Raw genomic sequence first — 12676 nt, forward strand, 5'->3', positions numbered from 1 at the left:
GACCCCGGCGGCTGCCCAGGGCCGGGGCGGCCACGGATGCCGCAGCCCCGACCCGGGCGTGACCCGGTTACTTCGCCGGCTCGGTGACCGTGTTGCTCTGCAGGGTGACCGCGGTCTGCGAGAGCAGCCGCCCGTTGATCGTTGCCCCCGTCTTCATCGCGATCAGCGTCTTGCCGAGGATGGTTCCCTCGAAGTGCGCCGTGGTGCCGATCGAGGTGGAGCCGGCGGTCTGCCAGAACACGTTCTTCGCCTGCACGCCGCCGGCGAGGGTGACGTTCTTCGCGGACGCCTCATCGAGGTTGCCGGAGATCTGGAAGATGAACACGTCGTCCGGTCCGCCGGAGAGGGTGACGTCGGTGGAGATGGTCACGTCGGTGTTCCACTTGTAGAGGCCAGGCAGGAGGGTGAGCCCGCCGATCTCGCCGGCGCCCAGGTCGACGAAGTCGGGGTTGACGCGCCCGGCCGCATCACCGTAGGCGATCCCCATGTCGCCGACGACCGTGGTGAGGAAGGACGGGGCGGTGACCTCGCACGGCGGTCCGGCGGCGTCGACCGAGAAGATGGTTCCGGTCTGCACTTCCGGGCAGGTGAGGAGGATGGCCGCGCCGGTGATCGGGCTGGCACCGACGTTTCCGTTGACGGCCGAGGCGTAGACATCCGTCACGCCCGTCTGCGAGAGGATGGCGAACGTGCCGGCGGTGCCGAGTTCGACCGGAGCCTGGGGGAGGCCGGTCGCCGAGGCCGACCCGGCGATGGCGGCGCTGCCGGCACCGGCGACGGCGACGGCCAGCACCAGTCCGAGCTGGGCCTTGCGGGTGGTGGAGAGATTCTGGAACTTCATTGCGGTGGTTTCCTTTCGGCGAACCCGCGCTCTGCGGATTCGGGCAGGGCCATCGTGGTGCGGTCCCCGATGCTGCACACCGGGTTTCTAACGTCGGTACCGTCCCCGAAGGGCCCCAGGTCCCACGCACACAGGCGTCCACCACGTACGACTTCGTACGCCCCACGGGACCGATTCCAACGAATCGAATCTGTCTAACCCCCAGACTAGGGGTGGTTTCTGTCTTCTTGAGGGACGCGAGTGATTATTCTGATGAATTCCTCGGGCCGGGCGTGTCCCCGATGCCGCCGGGCGCCCAGGGCTGGCCGGCCGGCGGAATCGGGACAACAATGTGGGTCATGATCGTGTTGGTTGTCTGCGGCGTGCTGGCCCTGGCCGGGGTCGTGGGGGTGGCGGTCTGGGGCGGGATCGATCTGCGCTCGCCGGCAGTCGGCGCATCCGACCCCACGGCGCAGCATGCGGCGTCGGTGTCGCCAATCCCGGTGCGCAGCGCACGAGTGCCGACCGGGCTCCGTCGCTTCGCCTGGTGGGCGACCGTGGTCACGGTGACCGGAACTGTCTCCGGTCTGCTGATGGCCGGAGCCGGAGGAAGGCTCGTCATGCGAGTGCTCGCGCTGACCTCTCCGCCGGCCGCGGGCAGGATCACCGAGGCGCAGGCGCGCGTCGGCGACATCACGGTCAACGGAACCTTCGCGTTCCTCGTTTTCGGCGCACTGCCCGGGGCATTCCTGTCGGCGATCCTCTACGTCGTGATCCACCGCTGGCTTCCCCGCGGCCGGCTCGGGGGCGTGATCTTCGGTCTGCTCCTGCTGGCCCTGTTCGCGACGACCCTCGACCCGCTCCGGGCCGACAACATCGATTTCGACATCGTCGGGCCGGGCTGGCTGGCGGTCCTGCTCTTCTCTGTCGTCGTGATCCTGCACGGGATGCTGGTGGCTGCGTTCGCGGGCTGGTACAGCGGACGCCTCCCCCCGCCGACGCGACGCACCTGGCCTGCCTACTCGCCGCTGCTGGCGGCCGTCGTCTACTTTCCGCTCGGGCTGGTGCTCCTCGCCGCCGCCATCCTGACCCTGATCGGCTGTGCGCTCATCCCGGCCGCGCCTCGTTGGTGGACCTCCGATGCCCTGATCCGGGCCGGACGGATCGCCCTGCTCGCGCTCGGGGTCGTCTCCATCCCGGGCGTCATCGGTTCGGTGACCTCGATCATGACCCGGTGATCGCCTGGCGTGGCCGCGCAGGTACCTAGACGCGGCACCTGCGGCGGGGCACAATAGTCCAGAGTTGAGGCCCGTTCCCCACCGATCGTGCACCCCCGGGAGGAGTCAGGCGCTCGTGCAGCACCGATGTCGTTGGAGTGCGTCATGGACAGTATCCTCACCTTCGTTGCACTGCGGCCTCCGGTGCAGGGCGCTCCGCCGGCGCCCCGGCTGGCCGATGGCACTGCGTTCCAGCAGGAGCTCGCCCACGCGGTCGACGGGCCGACGGCCGCGGCCGACGCGGTGGCAGCGGCACGGGCCTTCGCGGACGGCGTGCGATTCGTGGCCAGGGCCGATCAGGTGAATCGAGGGCCCGAACTTGTCTCTCTGGTCGAGAAGCTCACCGGTGACGACGCGCGCACCCTCGCCCAGGTGACGTCCGCCGTTCGCGCCGCCATCGGCGGGATCCCCGCGGCGGACTGGGCCGAGGACGCCGGAAAGGCCAAAGACAGCGTGCTCGCGGGCTACCTGCTCGAACCCGACGGGCCCAGCGCGGCCCTGGCCGTGACGCTGGTGCGTGCCTACGCGCTGGCCGAGGCGGTGTCGGCGGGCGTCGCATCCGTGGCCGGAATCGACTCACTCCTGGCGGCGCCCCTCCTGCTGCCGGACACCCTGATCCGGCTGCGTGACACGGCGCCCGTGGCCGCCGAAACACCGTCGCCGGAGGCGGCGGTCACCGAGCTGCTGCACCGATTCGCGGCCGCCCGCGACGAGCATGCACGCCTCGGCCAGGCGCTCACCGACCTCGACAGCCACGACGAAGACGAACTGCTGCTGAGCGAACTCGGTGAGCAGCGGCCGCTCGCAGACCTCTATCGCACCCGCTCCGCCCGAGCCGCCGCCCCGCGCGAGAACGATCACAACCGGCCCAAGCCGACCCCCGACGAGGATGCCTTCGGCTCGTCGCCGCTGCGCCGCGCGGCCAGCCGGTCGAACGTGGTGCTCTCCGACACCGCTGTGCGGCTGCTGTCGACGCCCGCCCAGGAAGCGCTCCGCAGTCTCGAACTCGACCCGGCGACATCCGCCGTGCGCGACATGCAGTTGGCCGTGCGAGCCCGCCATGACGCGGCCGGCCAGGATCTGCGCACCCTGTCGATCCAACTCGGCACCCACCTGGGCACGGTCGACGACCGAACCCACCATCTCATCTCCGAGCTGATCGGAAAGTGGAAGGTCGACCCGGTCGACGACCCGGCGGGCACGGAGCCCGTCGCCACCGCGGCCCCCGGCGCGCACACCGCGGTCACCCCGCTCGGCGTCGCCGACCTGCACGTCGTGCGAACCCACCTCAGCCGCTACGAGCGCGGTGAGGTCGCCAGCCTCGAGAACGCTCTGCCCGGCGAGAAGCTCACCCACACGGTGAGTCAGATCGACGAGACCGAAACCACGAACACCACCGAGACCGAGCAGACCGACCTGCGCTCGCTCGCCCAGACCGCCGCCGAGCAGAGTTCGGGCAAGACCACAGCGCAAGCGGTCGGCAGCGGCCGCGGCCCGCTCACGAGCGACGGACCGGAGACCTTCTCCCGGACGGTGACGGATGCCGTGTCGTCAAGTTCCACGAACCGTACCCGCAACACCGCGGTGCAGCGGATGCTCCGCCGCACCGAGCAGGCGCAGGAACACCTCATCGACAACGCGGCCGGAGCCGGCCCGCGCCTGGGCGTCTACCAATGGCTGGACAAGATCTACCAGGCGCAGGTGTTCAGCTACGGCACGCGACTGCTCTACGACGTGATCGTGCCGGAGCCGGCCGCCCTGTTCCGCGAGGCGCTGGCGCGGCCGCGCGGCGAGGGTGTGCTCCCGTCGAAGCCGGCCCGATTCACTGTTCCGGCCGACACGCTCGGTCCGGAGAACTGGTCGTACTATGCGACCGGGCATCAGGCCAGCGGCGTCGAGGCGCCGCCGCAGGCGCAGATCATCGTCACCGAGAATTTCGGCGGAAAGGCGGCGGATCCGTTCAGCGGCGAGCTCAACGCCAACAACCTCGAATTGGGGGAGAGCCGAAGCACCCGGGTGCCCAAGGGCTTCAAGGCCACCACCTACCGCCTGGTCGCCCTCGCAAGCGGGTGGACTGCATTCCGGCTCCGCGTCGTGATCGGCTCGAAGCGGGTGGCGATCGACGGAGACTGGAGCGGAAAGGTGTTCACCGGTCGGCTCGACGGCGAGGTGGAAAGCCTGCCCGTGGGCCTGATCGCCGACGGTGACGGGGTCAGCCCCGGCCTGTCCACGCTCGCCGTGGCGATAGAAATCATCTGCGAACCCACTGAGGCCGCGATCGCGGCCTGGCAGACGAAGGCCCACGGCCTCATCCTCGCGGCCAATCAGCAGCGCTTCGCGGATTACGAGGAGAGGGTCGCGAACCGGGACGCGACCGCGCGGCTCACCCTGCGCGACCTCACTCCCGAGGCGAAGACCCGGCTCATCCGCACCGAACTCCAACGCACTGTCTTGGCGGTGCTCACCGGCCAGAACTTCAGCACCTTCAACGCGCTCAGGTTCGACGGACTCGGTTTCCCCTACCCGGATGCGACCGCGACCCTCGCGCTCTCGGCCTACATCCGGTTCTTCGAACAGGCCGTGGAGTGGGATCACCTCGAGTGCGCCTTCTTCCCCTACTTCTGGGGTTCGCGGTCCTCGTGGGTCAGCAAGCTGCTCACCAGGGTGGCCGACCCGAGGTTCGCCGCCTTCCTCGGCGCGGGGGCCGCGCGCGTGGTGCTGCCGATCCGGCCGGGCTACGAGATCGCGTTCGAAAGGTTCCTCAACACGGGCACGACGCCGAGCACCACGGAACTCCTCGACGTGGGCGGCCCCCTGTGGGTGTCGCTGATCGCCGAGCTGCGCGCGCAGGGCGCGGCGCCGGACTCGGAGAAGCCGGTCGGCGCACCGTGGGAATTCCGTCTCGCCTCCGACCTCGTGCGCGCCCGCCGCGACGACCGGCTGCCCACCTGGACCCTGACCGCGGGCGACTGGGTCGAGAAGCCCGACGCCGGATCCTGACGCCCCCATACCCTCGCAGCCATGCAACCCTTCGATCCGCCGGCACACGGGGCCAGCGGCACCCAGATCGCGTTCGACGAGCGCCGGCTGCGCTACCTCGAGTGCCTGGCCACCCGGTCCTTCGTCAGGGGGCGCCGCTTCGAACGGTGGAATGCGGCCGAGAAGCGGCGCGCCCCCGTGCCGGTGGAGGGCAGCAAGACGGGAGAAGTGCGCTCGCCCTACGACGCCGGCCACGCCACCCTCTGCGACGCCGTGCACGACCTCGGCCTGGAGGCGCTCGACCCGGGCCTGGCGGTGATCGCCGCCGAACTCGATGCGCTGCCCGACGCCCAGCGCGACGCCCGCCAGCGGGACTGGCTGCTCACCGACAACCGGGAGACGGCTCTGGCCAGGGCGCTGCTCGTGCGGGCTCGGCCGGAACGACAGGACGAACTCTTCGGCTGGGACCGCACCGGGGTGACCCCCGAGGCATACTGGGCGAAACTCGAGGTGCCTTCTGTGCACATGGAGTACCTGCTGGAAACCGCCGACTTCGGCGCGAACGAGATCCTTCGCCTGCTCTACCTGCTGGGCGACACCCCGGAGCACCTGCAGGATGCCGCCCTGCTCTGGCGGGACCCGGCCAGCCAGGGCCGCGACCCGAACTTCCCGGAGAGCGTCGCATCCGCACTTCATTCCTCGTTCACGAATTTCAAGTACTGGTTCGATGACCCGTTCCGCTGCGATGAGTTCTCCGGTCGCGCCAAAGAGATCCGCACGAAGAAGACCGAGCTGGCCAACTCGGTCAACCGCCATGAGGAGATGGAGGACGGCCAGGACATGACCTACTGGTCGGAGAACCACCGGCTGCTCTTCGCCACCGCCGAATACCTGGCCGGGCAATACTGGCCGGGAGACCCGTTCGTGTCCCAGCGCGCCAACCGCAGGGACGGGCCGAACGGGCCGCCGCGTCCGGGCGACCGCACCGGGGCCGAACACCGCACGGCCGCAGCCGTGCGCGTGCTGCGCTGGCTCAACGAACGCCTGCGGCTGGGCTTCGCCGAGTGGAACGCCCCCGGCTACTATGTGGAAGACCTGCTGCCGTTGTTGAACCTGGCCGACTTCGCGGTCGACCCGGAGATTCGCACCCGGGCGGTCATGGTGCTCGATCTGCTCGTCTTCGACCTGGCCGTGGCCTCCCCAACGGGCGCATTCGCCGGCTCGGCGGGCCGGGCCTACTTCGAGAACAAGAACTGCGTCTGGGAGCAGGGCACCCGGGACACCGGTGAACTGCTCTTCGGCCAGCTGGGGCACTTCGTTCAGTCCAGCAACGCCGCCGTTTTCCTGGCCACCTCCCCGGCCTACCGGCCCCCGGATGCACTGGTCGCCCTGGCCAGGCGCGGCCCGTTCCGGTTCACCGCCCGCAGCCGGGTGTCCATCGACTTCGACGAGGCGGCCGCCTACGGGGTGGGAACCAGCACCGCCGAGGACATGGAGTTCTGGTGGAGCCGGGCCGCCTACGCGACCAAACAGACGATCATCGCCTCCCGCCGGGTGGCGACCGAGGCCGGCCTCCTGCAGACGCCGCCGTTCAAGGCGATCCTGCCGATGATCAAGACCATCGCGGAGGCCATCGACACGGTCGAAGACATCGGCGCCGGCATCCTCGGCGGAGTCGCGGGGGCGATCGGCGGCTTCGCCGTCGGCGGCCCGGTCGGTGCGGTGATCGGTGGCGCGGCCGGGGCGATCGCGGGAGGATCCGCCCCGGACTACACCGAGGTGGATGCCGCCGACACCTTCTCCGCGCTGACCGAGGGGTCGGTGCTCAGCCGCGCCAACCTCTACTTCCACCGCACCGGCGGCGCGACCCTGGGCAGTGTGCAGAATTTCCGGCGGGGCCAGATCAACTTCCAGGGGCTGCCCTGCATCGCGGCACTGGCCGGCGGCGGCATGGTCTGGACCAGCTATCCCTCGGCCGGAACCCGGCTGACCGCGACCCTGTTGTTCGGTGCGGTCAAGATCGACGAGACACTCCTGCCGGCCGGTCATGACGGCCCGAACTGGTGGACCGGGAACGCCGTGCAGCCGCGGGTCGTGCAGCAGGGCGGCGCGGCGATCACGGCCTACCGGGCGCAGGCGATCCAGAATCTGCTGTTCGGCCCGCGCACCCACGCCTGGTTTCCGAAGAACCAGTTCGACGAGGTCGTCGGGCCGGAGGCCGCCCGGTGCAACCACGACTCGGCCCGCTGGTTCTTCGGGCGCAGCGGCGAGAGCTACGTGGCGCTGCTCTCGGCCAGGGAGACCACCTGGGCCGACAGCGGACCGTGGAAAGACGCGGAGATCCGGGTCGACGGCGACACGAACGTGTACATCACCCAGATCGGCTGCGCCGCCGAGTTCGGCAGTTTCGAACGGTTCATGGCGATGGTGGGCCTGGCCCGGGTGCACATGTCCGGTCTGAACTCGGGCGGGGAGCTCCGCTGCAGCTACGACGTGCCGCTGGGGGAACGCCTTGAGCTGCACTACGACGACGGGGCGCGCTACGGCGGTGAACCGGTCGTCGACGACGGCTTTCCCCGGCATCGGAGCCCGGTCGCCAGGATCGGCTGGCAACAGGACCGGTACGCGATCCAGCACGGCAATCGCTCCGTCGTGCACGATCTGGTGCGCGGCACCCGCACGGTCGGAGGCGTCCTGACCGAGCTGGTCCACGACACTCCGCTCACCGTGTACGCGCAGAATATGGCGCTGCTGCCGGGGCTGCTCTACAAGGGGATCGACCGGGACGCGGCCCTGGGCGCGCTGATCCGCCGCCTTCGGGATCGCGCCCCCGACGTGGTGGGCCTCAGCGAGATGTGGTCGGCCGACGACCGGCAGCGGGTCACCCGCGAGCTGAGCGACCTGTACCCGTTCGTCGCCGAAGGGCCGCACGAGGCATCCGTCGACCTCGGCCTGACCGAGTTCGAGTTGATGGGCGGCGGCCTGCTGCTGCTCAGCCGCCACCGCATCGTGGCCGGCGCGGGCACCGTCTACCGGCAGTGCTCCGGCGACGACTGCCTGAGCAACAAGGGCGTGTTGCACGCGCGGATCGAACCCATCGGGCACCCCTGCACGGTGGACCTGTTCCTCACCCACACCCAGGCGGCGTCGCCGACGATCGGCGGCACCGTCGCCGGTGCGCGCGCGGCCGTTCGCGGGCAGATCCGGCACCTGGCGGCGTTCATCCGGGCCAGCCGGGACGTGATCGGCCCGGCCATCCTGTTCGGCGACTTCAACGTCGATCTCTTCGCGCACCCCGAGCTCTACGACTACCTGGTGAGCGAGCTCGGCGATCCGGTGGACCTGGCCCCGACCACGGATGTCGCGGGTGTGGTTCGCCCCGCCGGCACCAGCGAGAGCGACGACGGCGAGATCTCCTCCTTCCACGACGGGCATCCGAGCCGCCCGGCCGACGACCCGGCGCGATTCGGCGCCACGGTGGAACGGCTGGACTACCTCTTCGCCTTTCCGGGGGCGCTCTACAGCCAGCACCGGGCGAACGCGGAGGTCGTGACCGTGCAGTGGGAACCCGGCCGGGACATGTCCGACCACTACGGCATCCAGGCCGAGATCGACACCACCCGGCAGGTCTTCCCGGAGGACGGCGGCATCGCGGCGCTCGCGGTCACGCTGCGGAGTGTGACCTGCCTGCAGACCACGAGCGGTCCGGGCGACGACGAGGTGAGGTTCACCCTGACCGCCAGGACGAGCAACGGCCGGATCCTCAGCCAGAGCACCCCGACGCGCGAGGACGTTTCCGCGGGCACCAGGCAGGTCTTCGAGCTCCAGCCGCTTCGCCTGCCCGACCCCGGCGACGAGCTGTGCCTGGGGCTGTCCGGCATCGAGGTCGACGACCTCTCGGCCGATGACTCGCTCGGCCGCACCCGACTGGTGTTCGACCGGCAGGAGCTGCTCGCGGTGCTGGGCACCGGGGTGTGCATCGTCACCTTTCCGCTGCTCACCGGTGACGGCTCCGAATACGTGGTCGAGGTGGAACTCCAGCGCGGCGGTTGACCGTTCGCGACCTCGCCCGGCGGGACCTCCGGCCTAGCCGTGTTCCGGCCCGCGCAGTACGGTGCCTTAACGGGGTCCTTCCGGCGCACCGGCGTCGATCCAGCGATCCCACGCAGGGTTGGAGTCTTCATGGCCGAGCGCAGTGTGGTCTGGTTCAACGAGATCGGCCTGGCCGACATCCCCCAGGTCGGCGGCAAGAACGCGTCGCTCGGGGAGATGGTGCGATCCCTGGCGAGCCAGGGCGTGCGAGTGCCGGACGGGTTCGCGACGACCGCGGATGCCTACCGCGCCTTCATCACCGCGAACGGGATCGAGCCGGCCCTCCGCCACCAGCTCGAACTGTTCCACTCCGGCGAGGCGTCGCTCCGCGCCACCGGTGACGCCCTGCGCGAGTTGTTCCTGGGCGGGGAGTTTCCCGAGGAGATCGCCGACGACATCCGCTCGTCGTACCGGGAGCTGTCGGAGAAATCGGGCCAGGCCAACCTGGCCGTCGCCGTGCGCAGCAGCGCCACCGCCGAGGACCTGCCGGATGCCAGCTTCGCCGGCCAGCAGGAGACGTTCCTGAACGTGACGGGCGAACGCGACCTGCTCGACGCCTGCCGCCGCTGCTACGCCTCCCTCTTCACCGACCGGGCGATCAGCTACCGGGAGGTGAAGAAGTTCGACCACCTCGAGGTGGCGCTGTCGATCGGCATCCAGCGGATGATCCGCTCCGACGTTGGCGGCTCGGGGGTGATGTTCTCGATCGACACCGACAGCGGTTTCCCGGGTGCCGCCGTGATCAGCGCGGCCTTCGGCCTCGGCGAGACCGTGGTGCAGGGCACCGTCGACCCCGACAAGTACCTGGTCTTCAAGGCGCTGCTCGAGCAGCCCGGCTGCACGCCGATCATCGAGAAGACCCTCGGGGCCAAGGCCCGCAAGATGGTCTACGCCAAGGGAGGCAGCGCCCGCACCCGCATGATCGACACGCCGGAGCGGGAGCGCCAGTCGTTCGTGCTCAGCGACGCCGACATCGTCAAGCTGGGCCGCTGGGCGGTGATCGTGGAGAACCACTACGGCCGGCCGATGGACATGGAATGGGCCAAGGACGGCATCACCCGTGAACTTTTCATGGTGCAGGCCCGCCCCGAGACCGTGCAGTCGCAGGCCAGCGGCACCCGGTTCACGGTCAGCCGGCTCACCGAGCAGGGGCCGCTGCTCATCTCGGGGGTGGCGATCGGCGACAGCATCGCATCCGGGGTGGCCTGCGTGATCAAGGACCCGGCCGACATCGAGAAATTCGTCGACGGCGCCATCCTGGTCACCGAGATGACCGACCCCGACTGGGTGCCGATCATGACCCGGGCCGCGGGCATCGTCACCGACCACGGCGGCCCGACCAGCCACGCGGCCATCGTCAGCCGGGAACTGGGCGTGCCGGCCGTGGTCGGCACCGGCACCGCCACCGACGTGCTCACGGATGGCCAGCTGATCACCATCTCCTGCGCCGAGGGCGACCAGGGTTTCGTCTACGAGGGTGGGCTCACCTTCGAGACCGAGGAGATCGACCTCGGTTCCGTGCCGAAGACCCGCACCAAGGTGATGGTCAACATCGCCAGCCCGGCCGCGGCCTTCGAGTGGTGGCGGCTGCCCGCGGACGGGGTGGGACTGGCCCGGATGGAGTTCATCATCAACAACCTCATCCAGATCCACCCGATGGCGCTCGTGCACCCCGACCGGGTGACCGACCCGGTGGCACTGCGGAGGATCGCCGAACTCACCCGTGGTTACGGCGACCCGAAGGAGTACTTCGTGCAGGCGCTGTCACTGGGCATCGCCAAGCTCACCGCGCCGTACTACCCGAACCCGGTGATCGTGCGGATGAGCGACTTCAAGACCAACGAATACGCGCACCTGGTCGGCGGCGCCGGCTTCGAGCACTCGGAGGAGAACCCGATGCTCGGCTTCCGAGGCGCCTCCCGCTACTACGACGACCGCTACCGGGAGGGGTTCGCCCTCGAATGCCGGGCGATCAAGCGGGTGCGGGAACAGATCGGCTTCGGCAACGTGATCGTGATGGTGCCGTTCTGCCGCACCACGACCGAGGCGGACAAGGTGCTCGCGGTGATGGCCGAGAACGGGCTGACCCGCGGCGACCACGGGCTGCAGGTCTACATGATGTGTGAGATCCCGGCCAACGTCATCCTGGCCGAGCAGTTCGCCACCCGGTTCGACGGCTTCTCGATCGGCTCGAACGACCTGACCCAGCTGGTGCTCGGCGTCGACCGCGACGCCGAGGACCTCGCGGCCCTTTTCGACGAGCGCGACGAGGCCGTCAAGAGCATGATCAGCCAGGCGATCTTGAAGGCGCACGCCGCCGGGATCAAGATCGGCATCTGCGGCCAGGCGCCGAGCAACTACCCGGACTTCGCCGCCTTCCTCGTTCAGGAGGGCATCGACTCCATCTCGCTCAACCCCGACAGTTTCCTCAAGACGGTCAGCCACATCTCCGCCGCCGAGCGCCCGCTCGACACCGCCTGAGCGGTCGTTCCCGTCGTCGGTGGGACCCGTCGTTCCCGTCGTCGGTGGGACCCGTCGTCGGTGGGGCAGTCTCGGCCCGGTTGCGGCCGGGCTCCCGTCCCAGCCCCGTCCGTCCGCCCGCCCGCCCGTCCGCCCAGACCTCGCCGACGACTGGGATCGGGTCGGGGCGGGGCCGTGAGCCTGAGTCTGCGGGCGCCGATGTTCGCCGAACTGTGAGTTAAGCACCCTTTTCCTGGGGGCAAACGGATGCATAAGTCACAGTTCGGCGAGGCCTGGCGGCCGAGTCCGTCCGACTGGGATCGGGTCGGCGCGGGGCTGTGAGCTTGGGTCTGCGGGCGCCGGTGTTCGCCGAGATGTGAGTTGGGCAGCCGTTTGCCCGTGGAATCTGCTGTTTAAGTCACAGGTCGGCGAGGTCCGGCGGGGGCGCGCCGGCGGGAGCGCGTGCCGGGATGAGGGGCGATGGCCGGGTCAGGCGCCGGACTCGTCGTAGCGCTCGAGCAAGGCCTGCTCGTACTCGGCTTCGGCGGCGTCGGCCTCCGCCCTGGCCTCGGCAACCCGGGCGCTGATGGTGTGCTCGGCCTTCTCGATCCGCAGGACTTCTTCCGGGCCGGCGTTTGCGAGCAATTCCTCCAGGGTGTCCGGGTCGAGGTGGTTGGCCGCGATGGCGTCCACCTCGGAGCGCAGAACCGCGGCCTTACTCCGCAGGAGGCGCACGCGCGCGTCCCGGGCGAGCTGTCGCGGCGTGAGCCCGGTCGACTTGTCGGTGCCCTCGATCGCCTTCTCGGTGGCGGGCGTCCCGGTGCCGGTCTTGTCGGTGCCGTTCTTTTCGGTGCCGTTGTCGTATTCTGCGTTGGTCATGGTGCCTCCCCGTTCGGTGGCAGCCTAGCGCGCGGGCCGGGCGCCGGAGTAGGCCAAAAGGCCCGGCTCCGAGCCGGCATGGGCGCCGCGAGCGGCGGGCAAGGCAGGGCAAGGCAGGGCGGGGCTGGGCAGGGCTGGGCTGGGCAGGGCTGGGCAGGGCTGGGCAGGA

General features: G+C 69.9%; 6 protein-coding genes. 4 read left to right on the forward strand and 2 right to left on the reverse strand.

The window, feature by feature from the left end:
* Positions 1-67: 67 nt before the first annotated feature.
* Positions 68-841 (reverse strand): ice-binding family protein, encoded by a 774-nt coding sequence (locus E3O48_RS05520; protein ID WP_134537606.1) that lies wholly within the window; start codon positions 839-841, stop codon positions 68-70.
* Positions 842-1179: 338 nt separating this feature from the next.
* Here E3O48_RS05520 and E3O48_RS05525 point away from each other — a divergent pair, with 338 nt between their 5' ends.
* The 4 genes from E3O48_RS05525 to ppsA all read left to right on the forward strand — a co-directional run bounded on the left by E3O48_RS05525 (position 1180) and on the right by ppsA (position 11649).
* Entirely contained in the window at positions 1180-2058 is an 879-nt protein-coding gene (locus E3O48_RS05525) for a hypothetical protein (RefSeq protein ID WP_134537607.1), read from the forward strand.
* Between the two features lie 144 nt (positions 2059-2202).
* Positions 2203-5097: a hypothetical protein gene (locus E3O48_RS05535; RefSeq protein ID WP_166788620.1), complete on the forward strand. Its 2895-nt coding sequence runs from the start codon at positions 2203-2205 to the stop codon at positions 5095-5097.
* A gap of 21 nt (positions 5098-5118) precedes the next feature.
* Complete coding sequence (locus E3O48_RS05540) at positions 5119-9129, forward strand: endonuclease/exonuclease/phosphatase family protein (RefSeq protein WP_134537610.1); 4011 nt, start codon at positions 5119-5121, stop codon at positions 9127-9129.
* A gap of 129 nt (positions 9130-9258) precedes the next feature.
* Positions 9259-11649: a phosphoenolpyruvate synthase gene (gene ppsA, locus E3O48_RS05545; RefSeq protein WP_134537611.1), complete on the forward strand. Its 2391-nt coding sequence runs from the start codon at positions 9259-9261 to the stop codon at positions 11647-11649.
* A 468-nt stretch (positions 11650-12117) separates the two neighbouring features.
* Here the strand turns inward: ppsA and E3O48_RS17570 are convergent, their stop codons facing one another.
* Positions 12118-12507: a hypothetical protein gene (locus E3O48_RS17570; RefSeq protein WP_166788621.1), complete on the reverse strand. Its 390-nt coding sequence runs from the start codon at positions 12505-12507 to the stop codon at positions 12118-12120.
* Positions 12508-12676 lie beyond the last annotated feature (169 nt).

It is taken from the genome of Cryobacterium sp. HLT2-28 (genome assembly GCF_004402495.1).
In the GTDB taxonomy this organism is placed as follows: domain Bacteria; phylum Actinomycetota; class Actinomycetes; order Actinomycetales; family Microbacteriaceae; genus Cryobacterium; species Cryobacterium mannosilyticum.